Raw genomic sequence first — 24,067 nt, forward strand, 5'->3', positions numbered from 1 at the left:
GCCTCCCGTGAGTTTTTTTTACTGCGGGAGTACGGTTTTTCAAGTTACACGCCCGAGTCTGAGAACCCGTTACCCGGCTAAATTATCAAAAAAACTCCCCTTATTGAAAAATAAAGAATAACTGCATGGATTTGCACAATTTTTTGCTCAACTAAAATCACGGAAAAGGTTATATGTGGCTTGCTTTAAGGGCTCCGTTTGGTAAACGGAGCCCAACTACAGCTAATCATAAACTGTTTTTAATTTAGATAATTGTTTGTAGTAAAATTGAAGTTAAAAACGAAGTTTAATAAAAAATTTTATCTCAATATGTGTGTTTTACTTTTTCAAATACAACATATTGTGGTTGTTTGTAAAAATGTCTCAAAAATGAGTTATAAAGTTGAAATGTTGAATCTTTTCTTATAAAAATTTATTAAATTATTGAAATAATGCAATTAATCACATAGTAGTTAATTGGAGGAGAGTATGACTGATTTATATAGGTCCAAAATGATTATGTCTGACTCTAAAGATAGACTAAGAAAAGCATTACTTGAGAATGTAGATAAGTACACAATATCAAGTGATGGTCGCGTTTTATCGGATAAATCAACGTTAATCTCTGCCTTTAAAAATGAATTGGAAAAAGGTAATAAAATTAAGGGTAAAACAGCTAAAAAGGTAGGCTGAATTCGATGAATACACTTTTATTAGCATTGACGTTAATGAGTGGCTACGTATATGTAACTAATGCAGTATCTGCGAGATATAAATTTAAGCGTTCCGAAGGTTGGGACGCTTATTTTTATATAGCGGTCTGGGGAGTGTGTTTTACAGTTATAGCATGGATATTATGTTCATTATTGAGTGTATTTGATGTGTTCAGAATTACCTATAATTTTTTATTGTCTAAGGGAGTAATTGATATTGGAACTATCGACAGAGTATTCCCCCTACCGATCTAAACTATCAAAAAAAACTTCTTATTTAAAAAATAAGTGCATGGATTTGCACAAAAACGCACAAATTTGCACAAGTTTTTGCTCACCTGAAATCACGGGAAAGGCCAGTACTGGCCTAAGCTGAGAGGCGTTGTGCAGCTGCACAAAAAACGACATGTTTAGCGGGCAGGCGCGGCGGGGCTACCACTGCGATTTTTCATGTTTTTTAGAAATTAAGGTAATCACCTGATATAAATAAAACAATAATAATGACAAATATAGATAAATTGATTAGAGAAAAATTTTTGATTTTTCAATCAATTTTTGTACAAAAAACTTAAATAACAGAAAATAAACTTATGTAACGATTTTTTACATAACTCCATTTTTACAAGGATTTTTATGTCTATAACTTTTTCAACACCAAATATAAACCTAGCATTGAATGAGTCAAAGCTTAATCAAGTTTTGACTGCTAATACCTTAGAAGAAGCGACCAGGTTAAATAACTTATATGATCTTATTGATAAAATTATTGACTGGTTTAACGGGGGAGTAAAACATGAAACAATAAAAGACTTATTCTTTGCTATTCAAGATATTAAAAATGAAGATACAATTAGTCCTGAATTCAATCGTTTAGAAAAATTCATAGAACTTAGAAAATTAGCCAATCCAGAACATCAAAGTAAATTTACATTAGAAATAAGTGAAAAAGATGTTAATGATGATTGGGGGTATAAATTAAAGATAGATGATTTTACATTGTATTCGTGTGATAAGGTTTTCGAGAAAACAAAATCTTACGAAGAACGAGCTAAACTACCGTTTTTTTGCGCTAAAAAAACCATGATCGAAGTTGAAGGAGTTTATAATAAATTTAAAGATACATTAGAAGATCAGGAGTCTGATTCATTTAAACGAATTATTACTGAGAATATAGAGCATTATCAGATTACACAGAATAAATACCATCTTAACGAAGAAGAAAAAAAAGTTTTTCATGAGGAATTATCCTATATAAAAGTTGGAAAAACCACATTTCCAATGTTGTGGAATACTAAAGAAATAATCGAATTAAAAAATGAAGTAGATAATTTACATCTTGAGTTAAATAAATTAAAAAAATTAGCTACTCTTTCTGAAAAAATATTAAGCATGTATAGTAGAATAGATAAAGATAAAATATTTAAAGCAACGGAAATAAAATTGAATGAAAAAATTTTAGAGGCTTATGATATAAGGGAAATAAAAGATTATATAGAAAAATTAAAAGATGATAGTGTTATCTTACAAAAAATAATAAATAATAACTTTTTATTATTACCAACAACCCACGACGACCTACGTTAGTTCTCTTAAATAATAAGAATGCTATTGAAATTCTTAAGAACTCAATTATAGAAATAACATCTTTTCCAAAGAACAACTTAATGAAACTCGCCACTAAAAATTTGCATATAAAACAAAGAGAAAAACTTTCATATTTTGAAACGAAATTAACTAATTTATACTATTTACTACTAGAGCTTGAAAAAGTACCAGGATACGAGAATATAAAAGAAGCACCCTGGGTACATGATATGATTCGTCAGTTATTAATACAGGTAAAACCAGAGCATTTGCCATTAACAAAACTATCATCGCCTGAATATTTAGCATGGAAAAAGAAGTTAACTATGTGGGGAGTCTTAATTAAGAAGTAACTGTTGGCTAGTTACCTTTGAATTTATTCAGTGCATAAGGAGAAAATTGAATTACCTCTTCCCCGAGCCACTCGTTAAGCTGCTGCATTTTGTGTTGCAACGGATGTAGTTCGTTGCAGATAAACACATTAGCCGCTTTTTGTACATCGCCAAATCCCCCCACATTTTGCGGCATAATGCCCATTAATTGCGGGGGAACGCGGTGAGCAGCTAACATATCGTCCCGACTGACGTTTTTAATATTTAAAAATTCATCTTTTGCGGCGGCTTCCGATAAAGGAATGGTTTGAATGCCATCCTTTTTGCCGTTGGGGGCATATAAAAACAGATTTTGAAAATTCCCCAGCCCTTTACTGCTTTTTAACTGTTCGCGGATGTTATCGATATCCTGTAAATTTTGCGCGGTATCACTGATATAGAGAATATAGCCGGCATGGGAGCCGTTGAGATAATACTTGCGGCGAAAGAGGGTCGCCGATTCGTTAAGCAAAATGGCGGTCATAGCGGCCAGATATTCCGGCAAGCCGTAGATTTCCTGATTGATATCCGGCTCAAGCAAATGAAAAACCTGCCCCTTCTGAAAAGTAAACGGTACACGGTCAAAACCCGCGTGTAACAGGCAGTAAGTTGTTAAGTCCTCACCGCGCCGGGTGAGTTTAGCGGGGATGGATTTAAGTTGAATCGTTTTATTTAACCCATTTTTCCGCCGCTCTAGATAGGCATTGCCAAAAATTAGAAAATCCAGCGCAAAACGGTCAAAATCCTGACGACTTAACCATTGATGTGGCACAAAGGTACTGCTTAAAATATTGCGTTTGACATAAATAGCGCTGCTATGATGGGCCGCCGCCCGAAAAATGCGTGACAAGCCTTCAAAACTCATCGGTGGCTCGTAGTAATTATCGATAAGTGAACATTCCAGATAATCAAAAATTTCGCGGCGGTCAAGGACGGGCATTGGGTCACCAAAGGTAAAGGCCTCTACCGACGGTTTTTGGGGGGCAGTGAGCGTACGTTTTTTCGTTTTTCGCATATTAAAATAGCTCGATAATGGATTTGTATTGCTGGCCATCACCGGTTAACGGTTCATGGTACAGCGCATGCATGGTTGCCCAGGCCAAATCGGCGTGACTGGCATCTTCACTGCGATCCGCTTCATAGGTGGGGCGGTGACCACTGGCGGTCGTGGCGCGCCGGATAGCCATAAAGGCACGGGTAATATCCTGCGCCCCCGCATCATATTCCAGCCTATGATGACTGATAACATCATAGGCTTTTAACACCAACGCATTTTTCAGTGCCGGGTTATAGATATATTCGTTGACCTGCGGGAAAAAATCGCGCACATATTGCAGGACGCCGTGGCCGATACCCGTTGCATCCAGCCCGATGTAGTCGACCTGATAACGCGTGGTGAGTTGTTGAATAGCGGCGGCCTGCGCGCGAAAGTCCAGCCCACGCCATTGAAAGTACTCCAGAATGCGAAATTTTCCACCGGGTGTGGTGGGTGGCGCGATGACGACACAGCCTGCGCTGTCACCGTGCTGGGAGCCTTTCGCGGGGTCGTAGCCTATCCAGACGCTTTGTGACCCATAAGGCCGTGACATCAACGGACTGACATCCGCCCACACCTCCCAGCTATCCACCTGACAGGCCTGCATCAGTGAAAACGAAAACAGTGAGTCTATATCGTCAACAAATTCACACATTAACAGGTTTTGATATTCATCGGGACTGTAGCGCTTTTTTAACCCTTCACGGTCAAACAGGTTGCAGCCGCCATTAATGGCATCGTCTAATGTCACGATTTGTCGCCAATGGCCATCTTCACAATAGCGACCGTTCGCCAGCGCCTGGTGGCTGAGGGCGATATCAATCTGGTCTTTTTTCGACCTTCCCCGGTTAAACAGTTTGCCAGACCAAAACGGGTAAGCGCTATGCGTCAGGCTTGACGGGGTTGAAAAGTAGGTCTGCCGCCATTTTTTCTGCATCGCCATGCCAGACGCCACTTTACGTAATTCCTGAAATTTCGGGATCCAGAAGTATTCATCCAGATAAAGATTGCCGTGATAACTTTGGGCAGTCCGCGCATTGGTGCCAAGAAAATAAAGCGTGGCGCCATTGGCTAACACGATAGAGTCACCTTTTAGGGCAACATCAACTTCCTGCGCCATCTTGATAATGTAATCCTTAAAAACATGCGCCTGGGATTTACTGGCGGATAAAAAGACCTGATTGCGGCCGGTGGTTAACGCATCCATCAACGCCTCGCGGGCAAAAAACCAGGTTGCGCCTATCTGGCGCGATTTTAAAATATTGCGTATCGGATAGGTTAATCCCGCCTGATACCAGTGTTTCTGGTAATCAAAAAGCGCTTGGTGAAAACGTTGCCCAAGTGCGGCAATCTGGCTTTCACTAAAGGCATTCTTTTCGGAGGGGGGCCGGTTATTTTTTTTATCACGCCCGCTTTCCGTACCGCCTTGTTGGTATTGTTCAATCCGACACTGGCGCTCCAGTTGCCGATAAAGCAGGTCAATTTCCTTAAAATCCTTGCCGTCTTTGTGTTCTTTACCAATTAACTGACAAAGCCGCGCCTCCAGGCTCAGTTTGACGGCCTGCGTGGCATTTTGGGCTATTCCACTGGTCTCGACGTTTCCAGCTATGCACGGTAGCGACATTTTGCCCCAACATGTGGGCAATCTGACTCGGGCTGTAGCCTTCTAAAGCCAGTTGTCGGGCGCGTTGTCGTAAAAAGGGATTTTCATTTTTCATGCGGCTAGCATAACGAAGATTTCCCAAGGCTTGCCTGGGTGAAAATTTGTTTGACGGCTCAAACAATCACGCTGCCTTGTTTCCTTCTCTCATCTTTTTAATGCTATGCCCATGATGTCAACAAACCCTACCCTGGCCGGAGCCTGTGTAATGAAAAAAACCAAACCGATTCGTATCTGTGTGGAAGGTGCCACCACCGATGGCCGTAAAGTCCAGCGAGAGTGGCTGACCGATATTGAAAAAAACTACGACCCGGACACTTTTGGGGCACGAATTAACCTTGAACATTTGAAATCCCCCTGGATGCCCTGCTTCGGCGATGTGCTTTCGGTCTATACGGAAGAAATCAAAACAGGGGCATTAGCCGGCAAACTTGGACTTTACGGGGTGCTATCGCCCACCGATGAATTGATTGCCATGAATAAACAACGGCAAAAAGTTTACACCTCGGTCGAAATTGATACAGCTTTCGCCGATACGGGTAAAGCCTATCTCGTGGGTCTCGCGGTGACGGATAATCCCGCCAGTCTGGGCACCAGTATGCTGGCATTCAGTCACGGTAAGCCGCAATGTTTCGCTGAACGCAAATCATCCCCACATAGCGTTTTTACCGAGGCCGAAGAAACCCTGCTCGAATTTATCGACGAAACCACCGCTGTCCCTAACCCATCGATGAATCTACTTGAAAAAGTCAAAGGCTTGTTTAGCCGTGAACGCAATGAACAATCCCAGACCTTTAGTGATATCCAACAGGCAATTGAGTATTGTGCAAGCCAGCAGGTAAAGAGTGAACAACACATCGCCGAATTAGGTGCCGCGTTAACCGCGCTAAAAAATGCCAGTGCGGAAAAGCACCAACAACTGAAGACTGACCTGACCACGCTGACAGCCAGCCTTGCGCGCGAAGAAACACCGACTCGACCTGTTTCACTCGGTCGAACACGGGATACCGATACCCTGACCAACTGCTAACGAGAAGACGATGAGAAAAGAAACTAAATTCAAATTCAATCAGTATTTAAGCCGCCTGGGGGAAATCTATCACGTCTCGCCGCAGGATTTTGCCGGGAAAGTGAATATTGAACCGTCCAAAGCGCAGGTACTGGAGAGTCAAATCCAGCAAAGTGCCGGCTTTTTGCAAAAAATTAACCTGGTGCCGGTAGTTGAACAGCAAGATCAGGTGATAGGGCTCGGCATTGGCTCAACGGTGGCCGGCACAACCGACACCAGTAGCAAAAGTCGGGAACCGATTGACCCAACGGCACTGGACGCCATTGATTATTATTGCTATCAAACCAATTTCGATACTGCCATCAGCTATGCCAAGCTCGATATGTGGGCCAAATTTAACGATTTCCAGCGTCGTATCCGCGATGCGATTGTACGCCGCCAGGCGCTTGACCGCATTATGATTGGTTTTAATGGCATCAAGCGGGAAAAAACCTCAGACCGTACTCAAAATGCCAAATTACAGGATGTGAATATCGGTTGGTTACAAAAAATTCGCAATGATGCCCCGACCCATGTGATGGCCAAAATCACCGACAGTCAAGGTAAAGTTACCTCAAGCACCATTCGTATTGGCGAAAAAGGTGATTACAAAAATCTGGATGCGCTAGTGATGGACACGGTTGAACGGGTGATTGATGAAGTGTATCAGGATGATACCGATTTAGTGATTATTTGTGGTCGTTCTTTGCTTGCCGATAAATACTTTCCGATTGTTAACAAAGAACAGGCGAATAGCGAAATGCTGGCCGCCGATGTGATTATCAGTCAAAAACGCCTGGGTGGATTACCGGCTATTCGCGCCCCGTTCTTCCCGGATAAATCCCTGCTCATTACTCGTTTGGATAATCTCTCGATTTACTATCAGCAAGACACCCGTCGTCGCCAAATCAAGGATACGCCAGAGCGTGACCGGGTTGAAAATTATGAGTCGGTCAATGAAGCCTATGTGGTGGAAGATTATCGCGGGGTAGCACTGGTCGAAAATATTGACATCTTACCCGAACCTGAAGAGAAACCTCAATCGGGACCGCAAGGGGGTAATACACCCCATTCAGGTGGCAGCAGTCAGGTTAATCAGGGCGGTAGCTAATGCTCACCCCCTGGCAATGTCATCAGCTGCGCTTAGCGGGTGAAAAACCGGATGACGCCCATCCGTTATGGGATACGGCCAGACAGCAAGTTCAATGGATGTTTCAGCAGGACAAACGTCAGTTAAAGCGGATCCAGTCAACCGAACGGAAAGCCGAATATAAAAAAGCGGTGTTACCCCGTTATGCCCCCTGGGTGAACGGGGTATTGGAAAACGGCGACGGCCATCAGGATGACACGCTGATGATGGTGATGCTCTGGCGCATTGATGCCGGTGACATTGGAGGCGCGCTGGCTATCGCCGAATATGCGTTAGCGCATCGGCTTTTAATGCCTGCTGGACATACCCGCACGACGGGTTGCGCGATTGCAGAAGAAATAGCGGCGGCGGCCAAAACCGCTTACCAGCAGAAGGTGCCGCTGAGTTTGTCGCTTTTAGCGCAAACCGTCACCTTAACGGATGAGGAAGACATGCCGGATGTGGTCAGAGCCGAATTGTACAAATGGGTTGGGTTTTGTCAGCGCGATAATGGTTTGATCGCCGCCGCGCTCGACACCTTAAAACGCGCCCTAATGCTTTTCCAGGGGGTTGGCGTCAAAGGCGAGATCAAAAAGCTGGAAAAAGCGCTCAACACCGCGTTACCAAAAACATGAGTTGTGCCCACGCACCCGGGCGGCACAGTGAAAGACCGCGTTATGTTCACTGTCCACCGCCCGACCTATTGAGATGAGGATATGGATTTTATTTCGCCGGAAAAACCGCCCAAAGAAGAAAATGACCTGGTGACCGATGCTCCTTTCTGGCCTGCCGTGTCACCCCAAAATTACCGCGCGGTGATGCGTGAGAACGATGGCACCATCATCGCTTCGCGTCTTAAGGATGCACTCACCCACGCGATGATTGAAGTAGCGTGCGAACTGCGGGACTGGCAAACCCAGAAAAAACGCGAGGGATTTAACCAGTTAGTCGATATTCCGGTCATGCATATTAATGACGACAGTGCGCTTTGCCTGCTGTATGAACGCGCGGTGTTTGGTCTCGCCAAGGCTAACTTATCGGAACGGTTTCGAGACATCGACACGCAAGCATTAGGCCACAAAAAAACCGACAGCTTATCACCCACAATTGATGATTACCGGCGCGATGCCCTCTGGGCGATAGCACGGATCAAAGGGCAGAGTCATAACGTGGTGGCGCTGATATGAAGGTCCTGAGTCAACAAAACGAGAGTCTGGATGAAATTTGTTTTCGCTACTATGGCACCTGCGTTGGCACGGTTGAGCGGGTGCTTGAGGTTAATCCCGGACTTTGCAACCACGCCGCCAGATTGCCGATGGGCGTTGAAATTCAATTACCGGAAATCAGCGCGGCCACGTCAAATCGTTCGCAGATTGTCCTGTGGGACTAAACAGGAAATGGATACCCTGAAAAAGGGGGAGTAATGCGTATGTTTGAAAAGTATTCCAGTCCCTTGTCATATTTGGGCGGAATTGTCACAACAGCCATTGGTATTTTCACGCTCGAACAGTGGGTTGGCCTGATAGGTATCGTCTGCACGGTCATCACCTGTCTGGTCAACTGGTATTACAAACGCAAGGAGTACCGGTTAAAAGCGCGCAACATCAAAGGGATGCCATGATGAAGATACCGAAAAAAAAATAGTGATGGCAACAGGCGGTAGTGCGTTGTTTCTGGCCTCAAGCATGATAACCCATTTCGAAGGGCTGAGACTTAAGCCTTATTTTGACGGAGGCGGTATTCTTTCAGTTTGCTATGGCCATACGGGTAATGATATTGCGCGTAATCGAACTTACACCAAAGAGGAATGTGACAATTTGCTTGATGAAGATTTGAAAGCGGTAAAACGCTATGTTGACCCGTTGATTAAAGTCAGTATCAATAAGTTGACCCAAGCTGCCCTTTACTCATTTGCCTACAACGTTGGCGTGGGGAGTTTCGCTAAATCGACGTTACTCAAAAAGCTCAACGCAGGAGACCCACAAGGGGCATGTGATGAGATGAAGAGATGGGTTTATGTGAAGGATGAAAAACGACACATCAAAGTGAAATCACGAGGCTTAATGACCCGTCGAGAAATAGAGAGCGTAATATGTTATGGCGACCTTACCCATTTGTCGTAGTGATTATTGCAGGATTAATCTTATGGGCATCTTGGTTGTTGACTTCCTTAAACGAAGTCAAAGCATTAAATAAAAAATTCACCGTTGACCTCAATAAACAGATAGACATCACCACTAATGCTTTTCAGTCAATGAGGGTAATCAATGATATTGCACGAATTAATAGTGAAACCCGTCGGCGTAAAGGGGTTGACTCTGAAGCAACACAAGCAGCAATTAAAAAGCATGTCGTCAATCAGGATTGCGCCAATCGCGTTATCCCTAGTGGTGCTGTTGTCAAGTTGCAGCAGCACACGAGCCGAATACGTTCAGACCCCTCACATTCCGATACCCCCTCACCTACTCGCTGACTGCTTACCGCCAGCAATCACGGGTATGATGACATGGCGTGATAGCCTGATATTGAATGAGCAATTACTGACAGTGATTGAGCAGTGTAATCTTGACAAACAGGCAATTAAGCGAATTGAAGCGCAGAGAAATGAAAGTTAAGAACGAAAAACAGACGGAATATCTGCAAAAATATATCAAAACACAGCGTTTAGGAAAATAACATGACCCCCCAACTCTTGCACGGTGATTGCCATCAATTATTAACCACGCTGCCGCCCGATAGTGTGGATTTGGTGTTAACAGACCCGCCCTACGGGATTATGAAGTGCAACGGCGAAACCGGATGGTACACCGAAAAACTGCGCTGGGATGAACGACTCGATCAGACAACAATCTGGGCAGAACTCAATCGGGTCGTCAGACCCAAGGGCATGATTTTACTCTTTTCAAAAGAACCGTTGACGAGCCAGTTGATTCAGTCCCCCCATCCCAATCTGCCCTTTTCCTATCGGCTGATTTGGGTTAAAAATCATTTTGGCCATCCCCTTTCCTGCCGCCGAATGCCGGTGAATTTTTTTGAAGACATCAGCGTCTTTTACAAACAGTTTGATAGCAATAAACGTGACCCGAGGCGGGATTACGTCGCCAAATTGCTTGAATTTATTGGCAAACCACCGAAAGCGATTATTGCCGAACACGGTCGGCAATTTGCGCATTTTTTAAAACACCAAAATTTGCAATTTTCGCTTTGCACCGAAGCGGCCTGGCAGCAACTGACGGAATGCTTTTCACTTCGCGATTTCCGCGATTGGAAATCCTATGAACAATTGCAGGCATGGCAGCCGTTTAAACGGACTTTCAAGCTTTCGACAGGTAAAAAATTCAAATCTAATGTCTTTTACTACCCGAAAGACGTGCCGAGTATGAATCCAACCCAAAAGCCGGTGGCATTACTCACCGATTTAATGGATACCTTCAGCCATCCCGGTGATACGGTAATCGATTTTACCATGGGCAGCGGCTCGACGGGCGCGGCATGCGTGAAGACCGGACGCCACTTTGTCGGTATCGAAGCCCATGAAGCCTATTTTGCCATTGCCGAAAAACGCATCCGGCAGGCACAATCGATAAGGAAGAAGGATGAAGAAATTAAGCCAGCTGCGTGAGCATTTATCCCAGCATGTGCCGTTTTTGAACCACAATCCTGAACTGATGACGGTATTGGTCGAAAATGGGCGCATTATCGCCACGCTCGCCCCCTCCATCTCCTTGGAGTCTCGTTATACGGTCAATATCATCATTGAGCGCTTTGGGGGAAATCAGGATATTCTGATGGCCGTTTTGGTGGATTGGATACGGCAATATCAACCCGAACTCTTCGCTGATCCCGACCGACGGCAACACGATTTTCGCTTTGAGATGGACTTCATTGATAACCAGACCGCGCATATCAGTATTGAAATAGCACTCACAGAGCGGGTGCTGGTAAAAACCGACGGCGGTAAACAGGTGGTGGAAGCTATCCCTGAACCCGATGATCCGTTCGATAAGTGGCCTGGCGTCAATTAATGGACGACACCTTACGCCGTTTCGACACAGAGCTGACTGCGCTGTTATCGCATCTTACGACCGCGGAGCGTAAAAAACTGGCCACCGCCCGATTCTTACGACTAAAAACCGATAGCCAGGGCGTCACCTTAGCCTTTTTGCCTTCCGCCGAGCGAATAGCACGGGTTCATCATTTTGGGCTGACGGAGAGCTACCATGGCAAAACGGTACATTATCCTGCCCGCCAGTTATTGGGACTGACGGCGCAAGAGATGATTGATATTGAAAATCAGCTACTCGATTTTCTGACCCGTTAATTGTCTGAGCCTTCAAACAAGGCCAATCGTGGGCACCCCACCTTGATATGCGTAACAATACCGGTATGACGTTGATTTAACAGTGACGGGAAAGGATAATGACCGCAAATCTGTTGCGCCGCTTACAAAATCTTATTCGGGTCGGGGTGGTTGTTGAGGTAGATACCCAAAAAGGTTGTCGGGTGAAAACCGGCGATCTTGTCACCGACTGGCTTAAATGGATCACCTTGCGGGCGGGACAAACCCGGACACTGAGTGCTCCAAGCAAGGGTGAGCAGGTGTTAATTTTGGCTTAGGTGGTGAACTCACCACCGCCTTTGTACTAACGGGCATTTTTTCCGATGCCCATCCTGTGCCCATTTCCTCATTGACCGCTGACCATCGTACCTATGCCGATGGGGCCGTGATTGAATATGAACCCGCCACCGGCCTATTGAAAGCAACGGGCATTGAACAAGGTTGCATTGAAGCAAAAAATAGCCTGTCGGTGAGCGCAAAACGGGTCACCGTCAAAGCGGCGGATAATATTGAACTCGACACCCCTAAGGTTATTTGTACCCATAATCTGACTACCAGGTCACTGACGGTCACTCAAGGGGCACAAATGGCAGGGGATGTCACGCATGCTGGCGGTGCCTTGATATCTAACGGCATTCGTGTTGACAACCATCGTCACGGCGGTGTTGAACGCGGCAGCGCCATGACGGAGGGACCGCAATGAATGCCATGGGGATGAACCGGCAAACCGGCCGATTTATCAGCGAAAATGCGCATATTGCCCAGTCGGTGCAAGATATTTTACTGACCCCGGTGGGCAGTCGGGTCATGCGCCGTGATTATGGCTCACTGCTGTTTAGTCTGCTGGATAAACCCCAAACCCCGGCATTAAGACTACAACTGATGGCAGCCTGCTTTAGCGCACTTTTACGCTTTGAACCGCGGATCAGGCTGGAAAAAATTAACATCGAACAACACGCGGAGATTTCGCAGATTGCCATTGTGGCACAAATTATCGAAAGTGGCGCCGCGTTTTCCTTTCATTTTCCAGTGAGCCCGAGATGACAACGATCGATTTAAGCCAGTTACCGAAACCGGATGTGGTTGAGATACTGGATTTTGACACCCTGCTTGCTAGTCGTAAAAATGCGCTGATTGCGGCGTGTCCTGCTGAAATACAGGATGCTGTCGCGCAAACCCTGGCGCTTCCCTCTGAACCGTTGACCAAGTTACTGGAAGAGAACGCCTATTATGATTTACTGTTGCGCCGGCGCATTAATGAAGCGGCCTTAGCCAATATGGTGGCCTTTGCCCAAGGAGCCGACCTTGACCATCTGGCGGCAAATAACAATGTCAAACGCCTGCGCTTATCTGAAGGCGACGCGACGGCTATCCCGCCGGTGCTGCCCGTTTTTGAATCCGATAACGATTTACGTCTGCGTATCCCTGCTGCATTTGAGGGGTTGAGTGTAGCCGGCCCCACCGGCAGCTACGAATTTTACGCCCGCAGCGCCGATGGGCGGGTCGCCGATGCATCGGTCATTAGCCCGAAACCGGCGGAAGTGACCGTTACTATCTTGTCACGCGAAGGCAATGGCACGACCAGTCAAACCCTAATTAACACAGTAGAAAAAGCACTCAATGACGAAAATGTGCGCCCTGTTGCCGACCGGGTTATGGTGCAATCGGCCGACATTCTATCCTATCAGGTCGATGCCTCGCTTTATCTGTTGCCTGCACCGGAATATGAACCGATTTTACAAACTGCACGCGAAAAGTTGACCGCCTATACGCGCGAACAACATCGATTAGGCCGCGATGTGGCCTTAAGTGCGCTGTATGCCGCCTTACACGTCACTGGCGTAACCCGGGTTGTTATTCACACACCGAAACAGGATATCAAGATAACCAAAACGCAAGCCAGCTTCTGCACAGATATCAATCTTAAAATGGAGAGCAGAACCGATGCGTAAGACGTTATTACCGACCGGCTCCACGGCGCTTGAAAAAGCGGCCTCAGTGGCGTTGTCACGCATTTTGACTTTACCCATCCCGCTTCGCACGCTGATAGATCCCGACACGTGCCCCGTCCATTTGCTGCCTTATCTGGCCTGGAGTTTCAGCGTTGACAGGTGGGATAAAGACTGGCCGGAGAAAACCAAACGCGAGGCCATTAAAGCCGCTCTCTTTATTCATCAGCATAAAGGCACCATCGGCGCACTGCGCCGCGTTGTTGAACCGCTCGGCTACCTGATACGGGTTATTGAATGGTGGAAAACAGGCGACGCGCCCGGCACCTTTCGATTGGATATCGGCGTACTGGAAAGTGGCATTACCGAATCGATGTATCATGAGATTGAAGCGTTGATTGAAGATGCAAAGCCAGCCAGTCGGCACTTATTGGGGCTGTCGATCCAACTGGAAACGCGCGGCACCTTTTATACCGCTGCCGGTGTTTATCTGGGCGATGAATTAACCGTTTATGCTTACACGCCCGCGTTGATTAGCACCAGCGGCACCGTACAACACGCGGTGGCATTACACCTGATTGATACCGTAAGGATAACCCCATCATGAAATACTTTTGCCTATTAACCCGCCAGGGCGAGCAACGGATTGCCGAAGCGACCGCACTGGGTACAAAAATCGCCATTACACAAATGGCGGTCGGCGATGGGGGCGGCACGTTGCCGACCCCAGACACCCACCAGACCCAACTGGTTAATGAGCGTCGTCGAGCCGCGATTAATCAGCTGTGGGTCGATACAAATAATCCCAACCAACTGATTGCCGAGCAGATTATTCCCGAAAATGAAGGCGGTTGGTGGATACGGAAGGTGGGACTTTTTGATAAAGAGGATGTACTCATTGCGATCGGTAACTGCCCTGAAACCTACAAACCGCAATTAGCCGAAGGTTCAGGACGAACCCAGACGATAAGGGCGGTGTTTATTGTCAGTCATACGGCGGCGGTGACGCTTAAAATTGACCCCTCGGTGGTACTGGCAACTCGACAATATGTCGATAGTGAAACAAATAAAAAAATCGACAAGCAAGCGATTAAACAGACAACGGGGGATTCACCAAGCGATGTTATCAGCCAGCAAGGTGTCACGAAGGCATTAGATACCAAGCAACCGATTGGCGATTATGTCACCCAGCTGGCTTTAAACAAGGGATTAAACAACAAAATCGATAAGACACAAATTGTCGGTACAACGGGGAATTCGACCGATAAAGTGCTGAGCCAAAAAGCCTGTGACGATAATTATGCTAAGAAAAGTTCAGAAGAAGCTCTCAAAGTTGGAAGACTGAACATTGAATCACCAACGGGTGATACGATTTTCAATTTAGGTGGCACTAACGGTTCTAGTGGTGCTGAGTTTGCTTACGTCAGAAATTCAAAAAGAACCCAGGTTCACGATACAAACACAAAAACAACGGTTTTGTTTCCGCAAAAATCCGGTGAACTTGCTTTAACGTCTGATGTGGACGCGATTAACAATTATCCGGTCGGCGCGCCCATTCCTTGGCCTCAAGCAAACCCACCAGAAGGTTATTTAATTTGTGACGGTCAAACGTTTACTAAAGCCGACTATCCCCAATTAGCCCTCGCTTACCCTTCTGGAAAATTACCAAATTTGTACGGTGAATTTATTCGTGGGCTGGATTTAGGGGGCAAAGTCGATCCAGGTAGAAAAATTTTAACTAACCAGGGAGACGCTTTACAAAATTTCACCGGAAAAATAACCGGCATTCAGTTTGTAGGCTCATCCTCAAGCGGTGGGATTTTCAAAATAGGGAAAAAGGTTGACGGTAGTGGCATTACTGGAGGATCCAGTGGCGTATTCGCTGTTGATTGCTCAGCCAGTTTTCAGTCTGGTTTGAGAACCGCTTCAGAAACAAGGCCGCGAAATATCGCATTTTTATACATCGTAAGGGCAGCATGATGAAATACAGTACAGAAATACCCAAAGCGGAAATCGATGAAAACGGTTTTGCGAAAAACAGAGGCTGGATAAAAACCTATATGTCGAGGAATGAACCGCCGTATGAATATTTTGGCGCGACAATGGAATTGCTCTATAAAGGGGTGAGTGTCGGTCAATATTCCTATATCGATGCACCAGAGATACCCGATAATGACGACATTGCCGTTGTCCGCAGTGATGACGGCAAACAGTGGCGATACGTACCAGACCACCGAGGCAAGACGGTATTTAATATCGACAATCAGGCTTCCTGTACCGTTGATTATCTCGGCGAGATAAAAACCGGCTTCACCTTGTTAGCACCGGTAGCGAAATTCGATAAATGGGATGGCAAAAAATGGGTAACGGATAATCAGGCGATGAAAGCAGACCAAATCAACACAGCAAATCAAACAAAACACCAGTTAATCGACGAAGCGGAATCAAAAATCACCTTGCTTGACCGTAAAGTACGTTTAGGGATGGCGACCAATAGTGAAAAAACCGCGCTACGGGCCTGGGAAATGTACAGCGTGAAACTCAATGATATTGATACCGCCACCGCACCCGAGATTGACTGGCCGATAAAACCGGCGTGATTGTCTGAGCCCTCATACAGTGCCAATAACAGGATTTTATCCCTTTGATGAAGGACACTGAATAATATAACGAAATCAGGAATCCGATTATGCCGCAAGACTATCATCATGGCGTGCGTGTGATTGAAATCAATGAAGGCACGCGCCCTATCCGCACCATCAGCACCGCCGTTGTCGGGGTCGTGTGTACCGCAGACGATGCCGACAGTACCACCTTTCCACTTAATACCGCGGTGCGTTTAACTGACCTCGCCGCTGCGATAGGCAAAGCCGGAAAAAAGGGCACGCTCGGGCCCGTGTTAACCGCGATTTTAGCCCAAACCAATCCCCTCACGGTGGTCGTCCGGGTCGCCGAAGGGAAAACCCCCGAGGAAACCACCACTAATATCATTGGCACCACCACGGCAGAGGGCAAAAAAACCGGCTTACAGGCGCTGTTATCCGCTAACAACACGCTCGGCATAAAGCCGCGTATTTTAGGCGTGCCGGGGCTGGATAACCAGGCGGTCGCAACGGCACTGGCGACCGTCGCCCAAAAGTTACGCGCGATGGCCTATATCAGCGCCGCAGGATGTCATTCCGTGACCGACGCGATAGCGTATCGCAAAAACTTTAGCCAGCGTGAACTTATGCTGATTTGGCCGGATTTTTTAGCCTGGAACAGTGTCACCAATCGTGAGCAAACCGCTTATGCCACGGCGTTTGCATTAGGGTTGCGGGCAAAAATCGATAATGACACGGGGTGGCATAAAACACTTTCTAATGTGGGCATTAATGGCGTGACGGGGATTTCCGCTGATCTGTCGTGGGATTTGCAAGACCCGGATACCGATGCCGGATTATTAAACCAACATGCCATTACCACCCTTATTCGTCAGGATGGCTTCCGGTTTTGGGGTTCGCGCACCTGCTCGGATGACCCGCTTTTTCAATTTGAAAGTGCCACCCGCACCGCCCATATTTTAGCCGATACCTTTGCCGAGGCGCATTTCTGGGCGATAGATAAAACACTTAGTCCGTCGCTGACGCGCGATATCATTGAAGGCATTAACGCCAAGCTTAGAAGCTTGATTGCCGAGGGGTATTTACAGGGTGGACAGCGCTGGTATGACGAAAAGGTAAATACCAAAGAAACGCTTAAAGACGGCAAGCTGACGCTGGATTATGATTATACGCCGGTTCCGCCGTTGGAAAACCTGTTATTACGCCAGCGTATTACTGACCAGTATTTACTGGATTTTAGCAACAAGATTAAGGGTTAATCATGGCATTACCACGCAAATTAAAAAACATGAACCTGTTTGATGATGGGCAAAGCTGGTTAGGAGTGGTTGAAGAGGTGACGCTGCCCAAACTGACCCGCAAAATGGAAGGCTACCGCGGCGGTGGCATGAATGGCGAAGCGCAGATTGACTTAGGGCTTGACGGCAGTGCGCTGGATATGGAGTTCACGTTAGGTGGCCTTGATGCGCAGCTTTATAAGCAATGGGGGATAACGACCCTTGATGGTGTACCCCTGCGTTTTTGTGGTGCGTATCAGCGCGACGATACGGGGGAAGTGACCGCCGTTGAAATCGTCACCCGCGGTCGATTTTCTGAAATTGACCCCGGGAGCGCCAAGTCCGGCGATAACACGCAAACCAAACTGAGCTTTAAAGCCAACTATTTTAAGCTGCTGTGGGACGGTCAGGAACTGATTGAAATTGATGTGATTAATTTAATTGAAAAAGTGGCCGGCGTTGATCGCCTTGAAAAACAACGCGCCGCATTAGGACTTTAACCCATGAAAAAAATACCGAATACCCGAATCATAAACCTGGAAGAACCCCTCGCACGCGGTGAAACACCGATTAATCAGGTGACACTGCGAAAACCGCAAGTCGGCGACCTACGGGGAGTCCAGTTAAGTCCGCTGATGCAGATGGATGTCGATGCGGTGATGAAAGTCTTACCCCGCATTATGACCCCAAGCTTGAACGAGCAGGAAATGCGACAAATGAGCCCGGGCGATTTTTTCAATCTGGCCAATGAGCTTGGGCTTTTTTTGTTGCCGAAATCGGTGACGGCCGACTTCTCGACACCTTAACCGTCGAAGCCCTGGAAGCCGATATTGCGGTCATTTTTCACTGGCCGCCCTCTGAAACTGGCCAATTATCATTGTCTGATTTGCTGATGTGGCGGCATCAAGCTTACCTACGAAGTCAAACGCATGAGTAAAGAATTACGTTTACAAGTAGTCTTAAGCGCCATCGACAGGCTCAGTGGCCCTTTTGAGAAAGCCAAAACCGCCAATACCCGACTGGCGAAACAGCTTAAAAGCACGCGCGAGCGCTTGACGCAACTCAATCAGGCGAGCCAAAAACTGACCCAATTACAGACGCTCAGTGGCAAAATCAATACGCTCGGTCATGCGCTGGAAAAAGCGCGCCTGAAAGGCAAAATGATGGGCCTTGAGATGGCGGGTCTCCAGAATCCTACCCAAAAACAAACCGCCGCACTGGAAAAACAGTGGGCCAGCGTGGCAAAACTTGAGCGTCAGTATCAGGGCTTTCTCACCCAACATCAAAAAATCCGGTCGTCGGTTGATAAAATGGGGATATCCGTCAATCACGCGGACCAGGCCACCACCCATATCCGGCAAGAAACCCAGAAATACACCCAGGCGTTAAAAAGTCAGGAAGGCCAGCTTGCTAAAATTTCAGCTCGCGAAAAACACCTCACCACCGCCCGAAACCGTTATCAACAGCGCATGAACCGCCGGAATACCCTGCTGTCTCACGGGGCGGGCATGGTCGCCACCGGTACTGCCACGGCCATGGCGGTCAAGCCGACCCTCAATGAAGCAGCGATTTATCAAAAAGAAGCCCTTTCGTTGAAAAGCACTGGTATCGGGGATACAAAGCTCAATGAGGCGAAAAAACACGCCGAAAACTTACATGTTTTTGGCAATAGCCAGACAGAAAATCTCACCACACTGAAAGAAGCGTATGTGGTTACACAAGACTACCCTGAATCGATAAGGGTTACCCCCGACCTGCTCAAATTTCAAACCGTGATGAAATACATGGCAACGCACGGTGTCGGGAGCACAAACGCTTCAGATATGTCAGCAATGAACTATTCAGCGCTGAAAATTGCCGAAATGCGTAATGCTATTAATTCTGAAGCGGAATTCAGGCACTCCCTTAACATGAGCTGGAAAGCGATAGCAGCCAGTGGGGCATTACTTTCACCTCAAGATTATTTAGCGATGTTAAAAATCGGAGGAACACCTGCCAAACAGTTAAGCGATGAAGCGTTCTATTTTTCAGTTTCTCACTCCATCCAGGAACTCGGCGGTGAGCGCGTCGGGAATTCATTAAATTCGGCTTTTCAGGGACTTATTCAGGGTAGAACAACCCAGCGAGCAATGGAATACATGAACGAACTGGGTTTATTAAAAAAAGACGCGCTGGTTTATGGTAAAACAGGGCATATTACCAAAATGAAGGAGGGCGCTCTGGTCAATCAGGCGCTGTATTTATCAGACCCTTATCGTTATCTGATGACAGAAATGGTGCCGCGTATTCAAAAAAAATATCCAAAAGCCACAGAGCAGGAAATGCAAATGCATATTGCGCAAATCTTTTCCAACCGAACCGCAGCCGATATTTTTGTTACGTTTTATCGTGACCGCGTCAACATTGAGAAACAAATTAAAGCGGCAAGAAAGGCGCTTGATATTAATAAAATATTTTCAGAAATACAGCCTACCGCCCAAGGGCAACAGATTGAACTGGAAGCCAAAAAAGCGGATTTATACCGTGAGATGGGTGATAACCTGTTGCCGCTCTATACCCAAGGGCTTGAGATGCTTAACCAGCAATTGACCAAATTAACGGATTTTTTCAAATCTCACCCCACAATGACCCGTTATTTTGGCGTAGCACTGGGCGGGTTTGCGGCACTGATTACCATCGGCGGCGTCATGGCATTAACCATGGCGGCACTCACCGGGCCATTGGCGACGGTTAAACTGGGGTTAAGCCTGTTAAGTACTGGTTTAATCCGTTTAACCACCGTGGCATTAGCCAACCCGATTGTGTTAGGTATCACCGCAATTGCAGTCGCCGCGCTGCTGATTTATCGCTATTGGGATAACATCGCCCCCTTTTTCAAAAATCTGTGGGAGAAAACGTATCAGTTTTTTGCCGACGGCTATCAAAAAATCAAAACCAGTATTAAAAACTTTGGCAGTGAACTGATTGATAACCTGAAAAATGGCGTGATGGAAAAATGGCAACAGTTAAAAACGCTGTTTGCCGACATTAAAAACACCGTGACCGATTTATTGCCGGACTGGATGGTCTCTGAGGAAACGAAAACCTTACGCGCAAACCAATCCTTGACGGTATTAAATGCGAGTATAAAAGGGGCCGGACTGTTTGATAAGGGTGGCGTTATTCGCCGCGGAAGTGCAGGAATTGTCGGCGAGCAAGGCCCTGAAATTGTCACCGGCCCTGCCCATGTATTCAGTCGTCGCCATACGGCTGCCTTTGCCGCTGCCGCGCTGACATTGAGCAATGCGTATGCCAACCAACCCATCCACCCTTTTGTGGTCGATAAAACCGACGCGGCGGTTATCCGGACACCACACACGAGCGCACCGTCAACGATTCACATTACCATTAATGCCGCCCCCGCCCAGTCGGCGCACGATATCGCGCAGAAAGTGCGCCGACAACTCCTTAAGCTTCAACGCCAGCAACAGGCGCAACTACGGGGACGGTTTAGCGACAACCCGGAGGAATATTAATATGCCGATGGCCACATTAGGACTGTTTGTGTTTCAGCTTAAAACTGCGCCCTATCAGACACTACAAATCAATCGGCGCTGGCGCTATGGATTCAACAGCCGATTAGGTATCCGACCTGCCTTTCAGTTTATTGGACTGGATAACGACGATATTACCCTGTCCGGGTCACTTTATCCGGAATTGACGGGGGGCAGATTATCCCTGATTGCGCTCGAAGCGATGGCGGAAAGCGGTAAAGCCTGGCCCTTTCTGGATGGTGAAGGCAATATTTACGGCATGTTCGTGATAGAAGAAATCAGCCAAAGCAAAAGTCTTTTTTTTGCCGATGGCGCCCCCCGTAAGATTGAATTTACCCTTAAATTAAAACGGGTCGATGATTCCCTCTTCGCGATGTTTGGTGATTTAAGTGAACAGGTTAAGGAACTTTTCTAATGCCCTTTTTCAACACGGAAAATATCCCCGCGTTTGCGCTAACAGCAGGCAGCAAAAATATTAATCCGCTGATTGAAGGCCGATTGATGTCACTGACGCTAACCGATAATCGGGGATTTGAAGCCGACCAGCTAGACATTGAACTGGATGATAGTGACGGCAAACTGGCCTTACCCCGCCGCGGAGAAACCCTGACCCTGGCGCTGGGCTGGAAAAACGAAAGCCTCATCCAGAAGGGGAAATTTATTGTTGATGAAATCGAATACAGTGGCGCGCCTGACCGTCTGACATTACGTGCGCGAAGTGCCGATTTTCGCGCGACCCTCAATACGCGACGAGAAGCCTCTTATCACAACAAAACCCTGGAAGAAATTGTGACCACGCTTGCCGGGCGCAATCAGTTAACCCCCTGTATTGATGCGGCGCTTAAGCCTATCAGAATTGCTCATATCGACCAGACAAACGAATCGGACGGCGCGTTTTTAACCCGGCTAGGTCAGCAGGAAGGCGCGCTGGCGACGGTGAAAAATGACCAGCTGTTATTTCTCCAGCAGGGGAAAAGCCAAACCGCCTCGGGTAAAGGGATACCGACGATAACCCTAACCCGAAAAGACGGGGATAATTATTCGTTTTCACTGGCAGACCGCAGTGCTTACACGGGGGTGATTGCCAGTTGGCTAGATACCCAGCAGCCTGAAAAAAAACAAACCGTTAAAATCGCGCGCAAAAAACCTTCTGCGTCAACAAAAAATAAACAGGGGGATTATTTTATCGGTGAGGACGGCAATGTCTTGGTGCTCTCACACACCTACGCCAATCGTGCCAATGCGGCACGGGCGGCAAAAGCGACCTGGGCAAAAATTCAGCGTGGTATCGCCCGCTTTTCGATTCAGTTAGCCAAAGGACGCGCCGATATTTACCCGGAAACACCGATTAACGTCAGGGGCTTTAAACCCCAAATCGATAATGCCAACTGGATTGTGGTGAAAGTGACGCATAATCTCAGTGATAAAGGCTTTACCACCGCGCTTGAAATGGAAGTAAAAATCGCCGATTTGGAGATGAAAAGTGACTAAATTGCTGGTAAAATACCTGAAAAAAGGAGAATATCATCATGATGAATTGCCCCCTTTGTGGTCATGCCGCCCATACGCGAAGTTCCCACCAGATTTCAGAAAACACCCGAGAGCGTTACAACCAGTGTCACAACATTAATTGTGGCGCCACCTTTGTCAGCCATGAGAGCTTAACCCGCTTTATTTCAAGGCCGGGCAAGATTGACCCCGTCACCCCACATTGCACCGGGCAACAAATGTCACTCGCGGTTTAAAAGGCTACTATGATTTTTTCAAATGAGGATGAAAAAAAGTGGATTTTAATCGAGAAATTAAAACGATCACCGTGGATGATTTTAATGCCTTTCTTCGTCATAAAAACATCGCAACAATGTGTAGTATGTGTCATCAAGTAGGTGAACAGATTATTGATGAGACGGATTTTGAAAATTTTCAGGAAAAGCCGTCGGCGAATCGATTTGTGACGTTTTTTCATCATCAACCCGTTATTCATGGCGATAATGATATTAATTATTATTATAAACTGACGTGTCATCACTGTAGATATATTACTACGTATAGCGTTAGCGCAGTATTGCGGTGGTTAGCGGAGAATTAACGCTTGGTGGTTTTGGGTATGGGGAGTGACAATTTTGCTCTCTTTTCCTGTTGAGAAATGCTAGACAGTATAGATAAATATCCATCATTTTTATTTTGGTTCTAATTGAACAACCAAAATGACCCCCCAAAATATAATTAAAACTAAAATTCCAAAATTGAGATCAAACTGGTTACTTTAAATAAACTAAAAAGAGAAAAATTTATTTTTAAATCTTACTTTGGTTTATTTTTGGTGATAAAATTTTTACCAAAACCTTTTACTCTAAAAATTCACATCATAGTATCAACGGCGATCACAAGCGCGATGTTCAACAAAATTTAAAGCACTATTAAGTATGATTTTTGGGTCCTTTGTTTTTGCTGACTAACTTCATTTGTTAATACCCCTTTTTTGATTCTTTGTCATCACTTCTGCAGTCTGATTTAACGTATTGAGATCTCCTTCTGCCTGGTATTCCCTGACAGCGTAGATACCTCGTCTAAAAAGGATTTTTCCTGCTTCGGTAAGCAGCATGAAAGCTAATTTTATTCGTTCAAAAGGCGTTTTAGCATAGATTATGAGTAATAACATGGTGTTCACCTAGATAAAGTTTCAGGCTTTTATTATACAAAAAACTAAGATAAATTTATGCGTGTGATATTCAGTAGAAAATTTTCTTTAAAATAAAATTAATCGTATTTTTAAAATAGTAAACAATAAAGGGAGCAAAACCTCCCTTTGATTTAATTGTGTCGATAGTGGTCGATGTGGTCAT

General features: G+C 46.2%; 31 protein-coding genes and 2 pseudogenes. 30 read left to right on the plus strand and 3 right to left on the minus strand.

The features are described 5' to 3' along the window. Positions 1 to 468: 468 nt before the first annotated feature. From AACL31_RS07210 to AACL31_RS07220, 3 genes are all read left to right on the plus strand, one after another. Positions 469 to 672, plus strand: a complete 204-nt coding sequence (locus AACL31_RS07210; protein WP_310512760.1) for a hypothetical protein — start codon at positions 469 to 471, stop codon at positions 670 to 672. A gap of 653 nt (positions 673 to 1,325) precedes the next feature. After that, positions 1,326 to 2,276, plus strand: a complete 951-nt coding sequence (locus AACL31_RS07215; RefSeq protein ID WP_310512759.1) for a hypothetical protein — start codon at positions 1,326 to 1,328, stop codon at positions 2,274 to 2,276. Between the two features lie 80 nt (positions 2,277 to 2,356). Then, on the plus strand, positions 2,357 to 2,629 hold the full coding sequence (locus AACL31_RS07220; RefSeq protein WP_310512758.1) for a hypothetical protein: 273 nt from the start codon (positions 2,357 to 2,359) through the stop codon (positions 2,627 to 2,629). A gap of 7 nt (positions 2,630 to 2,636) precedes the next feature. On the opposite strand, the gene AACL31_RS07225 is transcribed toward AACL31_RS07220, so the two are convergent. Both AACL31_RS07225 and AACL31_RS07230 read right to left on the minus strand, forming a co-directional pair. Then, on the minus strand, positions 2,637 to 3,662 hold the full coding sequence (locus AACL31_RS07225) for a phage portal protein (protein WP_310512757.1): 1,026 nt from the start codon (positions 3,660 to 3,662) through the stop codon (positions 2,637 to 2,639). A 1-nt stretch (position 3,663) separates the two neighbouring features. Continuing rightward, positions 3,664 to 5,401: pseudogene (locus AACL31_RS07230) on the minus strand (terminase large subunit domain-containing protein). Positions 5,402 to 5,551: 150 nt separating this feature from the next. On the opposite strand from AACL31_RS07230, the gene AACL31_RS07235 reads away from it, so the two are divergent. The 27 genes and pseudogenes from AACL31_RS07235 (at position 5,552) to AACL31_RS07360 (ending at position 23,310) form a co-directional block, all read left to right on the plus strand. Next, positions 5,552 to 6,373 carry a GPO family capsid scaffolding protein gene (locus tag AACL31_RS07235; RefSeq protein WP_339053888.1) on the plus strand — a complete coding sequence of 274 codons (822 nt, stop codon included), beginning with the start codon at positions 5,552 to 5,554 and terminating at the stop codon, positions 6,371 to 6,373. A 10-nt stretch (positions 6,374 to 6,383) separates the two neighbouring features. After that, positions 6,384 to 7,502, plus strand: a complete 1,119-nt coding sequence (locus AACL31_RS07240) for a phage major capsid protein, P2 family (protein ID WP_310512755.1) — start codon at positions 6,384 to 6,386, stop codon at positions 7,500 to 7,502. Next, a complete protein-coding gene (gene gpM, locus AACL31_RS07245) occupies positions 7,502 to 8,155 on the plus strand; it encodes a phage terminase small subunit (RefSeq protein ID WP_310512754.1) in 654 nt (217 codons plus the stop codon). The genes AACL31_RS07240 and gpM overlap by 1 nt, the downstream gene beginning before the upstream one ends. A gap of 81 nt (positions 8,156 to 8,236) precedes the next feature. Then, positions 8,237 to 8,707: a head completion/stabilization protein gene (locus AACL31_RS07250; protein ID WP_339053889.1), complete on the plus strand. Its 471-nt coding sequence runs from the start codon at positions 8,237 to 8,239 to the stop codon at positions 8,705 to 8,707. Continuing rightward, the gene (locus AACL31_RS07255) at positions 8,704 to 8,910 is read left to right on the plus strand and encodes a tail protein X (protein ID WP_310512752.1); all 207 of its coding nucleotides are present in this window, start codon (positions 8,704 to 8,706) and stop codon (positions 8,908 to 8,910) included. Before AACL31_RS07250 ends, AACL31_RS07255 begins: the two co-directional genes overlap by 4 nt. Before the next feature lie 33 nt (positions 8,911 to 8,943). Next, on the plus strand, positions 8,944 to 9,141 hold the full coding sequence (locus tag AACL31_RS07260) for a phage holin family protein (RefSeq protein ID WP_310512751.1): 198 nt from the start codon (positions 8,944 to 8,946) through the stop codon (positions 9,139 to 9,141). 25 nt (positions 9,142 to 9,166) lie between these two features. Further along, positions 9,167 to 9,643 carry a lysozyme gene (locus AACL31_RS07265; RefSeq protein ID WP_339053993.1) on the plus strand — a complete coding sequence of 159 codons (477 nt, stop codon included), beginning with the start codon at positions 9,167 to 9,169 and terminating at the stop codon, positions 9,641 to 9,643. Then, positions 9,613 to 9,993 (plus strand): hypothetical protein, encoded by a 381-nt coding sequence (locus AACL31_RS07270; protein WP_310512749.1) that lies wholly within the window; start codon positions 9,613 to 9,615, stop codon positions 9,991 to 9,993. The genes AACL31_RS07265 and AACL31_RS07270 overlap by 31 nt, the downstream gene beginning before the upstream one ends. Then, positions 9,911 to 10,135, plus strand: coding sequence for an Rz1-like lysis system protein LysC (lysC, locus tag AACL31_RS20980; protein WP_422389276.1), 225 nt, complete (start codon positions 9,911 to 9,913; stop codon positions 10,133 to 10,135). Before AACL31_RS07270 ends, lysC begins: the two co-directional genes overlap by 83 nt. 62 nt (positions 10,136 to 10,197) lie before the next feature. Further along, entirely contained in the window at positions 10,198 to 11,142 is a 945-nt protein-coding gene (locus AACL31_RS07275; RefSeq protein WP_310512748.1) for a DNA-methyltransferase, read from the plus strand. After that, complete coding sequence (locus AACL31_RS07280; protein ID WP_310512747.1) at positions 11,117 to 11,545, plus strand: phage tail protein; 429 nt, start codon at positions 11,117 to 11,119, stop codon at positions 11,543 to 11,545. Before AACL31_RS07275 ends, AACL31_RS07280 begins: the two co-directional genes overlap by 26 nt. Then, positions 11,545 to 11,841 carry a phage virion morphogenesis protein gene (locus AACL31_RS07285; protein WP_310513436.1) on the plus strand — a complete coding sequence of 99 codons (297 nt, stop codon included), beginning with the start codon at positions 11,545 to 11,547 and terminating at the stop codon, positions 11,839 to 11,841. Before AACL31_RS07280 ends, AACL31_RS07285 begins: the two co-directional genes overlap by 1 nt. Positions 11,842 to 11,939: 98 nt before the next feature. Then, positions 11,940 to 12,562 (plus strand): annotated as a pseudogene (locus AACL31_RS07290) (phage baseplate assembly protein V). A gap of 5 nt (positions 12,563 to 12,567) precedes the next feature. After that, positions 12,568 to 12,903: a GPW/gp25 family protein gene (locus AACL31_RS07295; protein ID WP_409013949.1), complete on the plus strand. Its 336-nt coding sequence runs from the start codon at positions 12,568 to 12,570 to the stop codon at positions 12,901 to 12,903. After that, positions 12,900 to 13,811 carry a baseplate assembly protein gene (locus AACL31_RS07300; protein ID WP_310512743.1) on the plus strand — a complete coding sequence of 304 codons (912 nt, stop codon included), beginning with the start codon at positions 12,900 to 12,902 and terminating at the stop codon, positions 13,809 to 13,811. The genes AACL31_RS07295 and AACL31_RS07300 overlap by 4 nt, the downstream gene beginning before the upstream one ends. Next, positions 13,804 to 14,415 (plus strand): phage tail protein I, encoded by a 612-nt coding sequence (locus tag AACL31_RS07305; protein WP_310512742.1) that lies wholly within the window; start codon positions 13,804 to 13,806, stop codon positions 14,413 to 14,415. The genes AACL31_RS07300 and AACL31_RS07305 overlap by 8 nt, the downstream gene beginning before the upstream one ends. Next, on the plus strand, positions 14,412 to 15,788 hold the full coding sequence (locus AACL31_RS07310; RefSeq protein ID WP_339053890.1) for a phage tail protein: 1,377 nt from the start codon (positions 14,412 to 14,414) through the stop codon (positions 15,786 to 15,788). Before AACL31_RS07305 ends, AACL31_RS07310 begins: the two co-directional genes overlap by 4 nt. Further along, positions 15,788 to 16,408, plus strand: a complete 621-nt coding sequence (locus tag AACL31_RS07315) for a tail fiber assembly protein (protein WP_339053891.1) — start codon at positions 15,788 to 15,790, stop codon at positions 16,406 to 16,408. The genes AACL31_RS07310 and AACL31_RS07315 overlap by 1 nt, the downstream gene beginning before the upstream one ends. 89 nt (positions 16,409 to 16,497) lie before the next feature. Continuing rightward, positions 16,498 to 17,670 carry a phage tail sheath protein gene (locus AACL31_RS07320; RefSeq protein ID WP_310512843.1) on the plus strand — a complete coding sequence of 391 codons (1,173 nt, stop codon included), beginning with the start codon at positions 16,498 to 16,500 and terminating at the stop codon, positions 17,668 to 17,670. Positions 17,671 to 17,672: 2 nt separating this feature from the next. Then, positions 17,673 to 18,188 carry a phage major tail tube protein gene (locus AACL31_RS07325; RefSeq protein ID WP_310512844.1) on the plus strand — a complete coding sequence of 172 codons (516 nt, stop codon included), beginning with the start codon at positions 17,673 to 17,675 and terminating at the stop codon, positions 18,186 to 18,188. 3 nt (positions 18,189 to 18,191) lie between these two features. Beyond that, positions 18,192 to 18,494: a phage tail assembly protein gene (locus tag AACL31_RS07330; RefSeq protein WP_310512845.1), complete on the plus strand. Its 303-nt coding sequence runs from the start codon at positions 18,192 to 18,194 to the stop codon at positions 18,492 to 18,494. Positions 18,495 to 18,517: 23 nt separating this feature from the next. Next, positions 18,518 to 18,625, plus strand: coding sequence for a GpE family phage tail protein (locus tag AACL31_RS07335; protein WP_310512853.1), 108 nt, complete (start codon positions 18,518 to 18,520; stop codon positions 18,623 to 18,625). Then, positions 18,618 to 21,203, plus strand: a complete 2,586-nt coding sequence (locus AACL31_RS07340) for a hypothetical protein (RefSeq protein WP_310512846.1) — start codon at positions 18,618 to 18,620, stop codon at positions 21,201 to 21,203. The genes AACL31_RS07335 and AACL31_RS07340 overlap by 8 nt, the downstream gene beginning before the upstream one ends. A 1-nt stretch (position 21,204) precedes the next feature. Continuing rightward, positions 21,205 to 21,636, plus strand: a complete 432-nt coding sequence (locus AACL31_RS07345) for a phage tail protein (protein ID WP_339053893.1) — start codon at positions 21,205 to 21,207, stop codon at positions 21,634 to 21,636. After that, complete coding sequence (locus tag AACL31_RS07350; RefSeq protein WP_310512847.1) at positions 21,636 to 22,712, plus strand: phage late control D family protein; 1,077 nt, start codon at positions 21,636 to 21,638, stop codon at positions 22,710 to 22,712. Before AACL31_RS07345 ends, AACL31_RS07350 begins: the two co-directional genes overlap by 1 nt. A 38-nt stretch (positions 22,713 to 22,750) precedes the next feature. Next, positions 22,751 to 22,966 (plus strand): ogr/Delta-like zinc finger family protein, encoded by a 216-nt coding sequence (locus AACL31_RS07355; RefSeq protein WP_310512848.1) that lies wholly within the window; start codon positions 22,751 to 22,753, stop codon positions 22,964 to 22,966. A gap of 38 nt (positions 22,967 to 23,004) precedes the next feature. Continuing rightward, positions 23,005 to 23,310, plus strand: a complete 306-nt coding sequence (locus tag AACL31_RS07360; RefSeq protein WP_310512849.1) for a hypothetical protein — start codon at positions 23,005 to 23,007, stop codon at positions 23,308 to 23,310. 372 nt (positions 23,311 to 23,682) lie between these two features. On the opposite strand, the gene AACL31_RS07365 is transcribed toward AACL31_RS07360, so the two are convergent. Further along, on the minus strand, positions 23,683 to 23,883 hold the full coding sequence (locus tag AACL31_RS07365) for a hypothetical protein (protein ID WP_310512850.1): 201 nt from the start codon (positions 23,881 to 23,883) through the stop codon (positions 23,683 to 23,685). Between the last annotated feature and the right edge of the window lie 184 nt (positions 23,884 to 24,067).

Source organism: Arsenophonus endosymbiont of Crataerina pallida, from assembly GCF_964020125.1.
Taxonomy (GTDB): Bacteria; Pseudomonadota; Gammaproteobacteria; order Enterobacterales; family Enterobacteriaceae; genus Arsenophonus; species Arsenophonus nilaparvatae.

Excerpts from the sequence above, each read along its gene's own strand:
- AACL31_RS07210 (WP_310512760.1), top strand. The coding sequence starts at position 469 with ATGACTGATTTATATAGGTCCAAAATGATTATGTCTGACTCTAAAGAT.
- AACL31_RS07215 (WP_310512759.1), top strand. The coding sequence starts at position 1,326 with ATGTCTATAACTTTTTCAACACCAAATATAAACCTAGCATTGAATGAG.
- AACL31_RS07220 (WP_310512758.1), top strand. The coding sequence starts at position 2,357 with ATGAAACTCGCCACTAAAAATTTGCATATAAAACAAAGAGAAAAACTT.
- AACL31_RS07225 (WP_310512757.1), bottom strand. The coding sequence starts at position 3,662 with ATGCGAAAAACGAAAAAACGTACGCTCACTGCCCCCCAAAAACCGTCG.
- AACL31_RS07235 (WP_339053888.1), top strand. The coding sequence starts at position 5,552 with ATGAAAAAAACCAAACCGATTCGTATCTGTGTGGAAGGTGCCACCACC.
- AACL31_RS07240 (WP_310512755.1), top strand. The coding sequence starts at position 6,384 with ATGAGAAAAGAAACTAAATTCAAATTCAATCAGTATTTAAGCCGCCTG.
- gpM (WP_310512754.1), top strand. The coding sequence starts at position 7,502 with ATGCTCACCCCCTGGCAATGTCATCAGCTGCGCTTAGCGGGTGAAAAA.
- AACL31_RS07250 (WP_339053889.1), top strand. The coding sequence starts at position 8,237 with ATGGATTTTATTTCGCCGGAAAAACCGCCCAAAGAAGAAAATGACCTG.
- AACL31_RS07255 (WP_310512752.1), top strand. The coding sequence starts at position 8,704 with ATGAAGGTCCTGAGTCAACAAAACGAGAGTCTGGATGAAATTTGTTTT.
- AACL31_RS07260 (WP_310512751.1), top strand. The coding sequence starts at position 8,944 with ATGCGTATGTTTGAAAAGTATTCCAGTCCCTTGTCATATTTGGGCGGA.
- AACL31_RS07265 (WP_339053993.1), top strand. The coding sequence starts at position 9,167 with ATGGCAACAGGCGGTAGTGCGTTGTTTCTGGCCTCAAGCATGATAACC.
- AACL31_RS07270 (WP_310512749.1), top strand. The coding sequence starts at position 9,613 with ATGTTATGGCGACCTTACCCATTTGTCGTAGTGATTATTGCAGGATTA.
- AACL31_RS07275 (WP_310512748.1), top strand. The coding sequence starts at position 10,198 with ATGACCCCCCAACTCTTGCACGGTGATTGCCATCAATTATTAACCACG.
- AACL31_RS07280 (WP_310512747.1), top strand. The coding sequence starts at position 11,117 with ATGAAGAAATTAAGCCAGCTGCGTGAGCATTTATCCCAGCATGTGCCG.
- AACL31_RS07285 (WP_310513436.1), top strand. The coding sequence starts at position 11,545 with ATGGACGACACCTTACGCCGTTTCGACACAGAGCTGACTGCGCTGTTA.
- AACL31_RS07295 (WP_409013949.1), top strand. The coding sequence starts at position 12,568 with ATGGGGATGAACCGGCAAACCGGCCGATTTATCAGCGAAAATGCGCAT.
- AACL31_RS07300 (WP_310512743.1), top strand. The coding sequence starts at position 12,900 with ATGACAACGATCGATTTAAGCCAGTTACCGAAACCGGATGTGGTTGAG.
- AACL31_RS07305 (WP_310512742.1), top strand. The coding sequence starts at position 13,804 with ATGCGTAAGACGTTATTACCGACCGGCTCCACGGCGCTTGAAAAAGCG.
- AACL31_RS07310 (WP_339053890.1), top strand. The coding sequence starts at position 14,412 with ATGAAATACTTTTGCCTATTAACCCGCCAGGGCGAGCAACGGATTGCC.
- AACL31_RS07315 (WP_339053891.1), top strand. The coding sequence starts at position 15,788 with ATGAAATACAGTACAGAAATACCCAAAGCGGAAATCGATGAAAACGGT.
- AACL31_RS07320 (WP_310512843.1), top strand. The coding sequence starts at position 16,498 with ATGCCGCAAGACTATCATCATGGCGTGCGTGTGATTGAAATCAATGAA.
- AACL31_RS07325 (WP_310512844.1), top strand. The coding sequence starts at position 17,673 with ATGGCATTACCACGCAAATTAAAAAACATGAACCTGTTTGATGATGGG.
- AACL31_RS07330 (WP_310512845.1), top strand. The coding sequence starts at position 18,192 with ATGAAAAAAATACCGAATACCCGAATCATAAACCTGGAAGAACCCCTC.
- AACL31_RS07340 (WP_310512846.1), top strand. The coding sequence starts at position 18,618 with ATGAGTAAAGAATTACGTTTACAAGTAGTCTTAAGCGCCATCGACAGG.
- AACL31_RS07345 (WP_339053893.1), top strand. The coding sequence starts at position 21,205 with ATGCCGATGGCCACATTAGGACTGTTTGTGTTTCAGCTTAAAACTGCG.
- AACL31_RS07350 (WP_310512847.1), top strand. The coding sequence starts at position 21,636 with ATGCCCTTTTTCAACACGGAAAATATCCCCGCGTTTGCGCTAACAGCA.
- AACL31_RS07355 (WP_310512848.1), top strand. The coding sequence starts at position 22,751 with ATGATGAATTGCCCCCTTTGTGGTCATGCCGCCCATACGCGAAGTTCC.
- AACL31_RS07365 (WP_310512850.1), bottom strand. The coding sequence starts at position 23,883 with ATGTTATTACTCATAATCTATGCTAAAACGCCTTTTGAACGAATAAAA.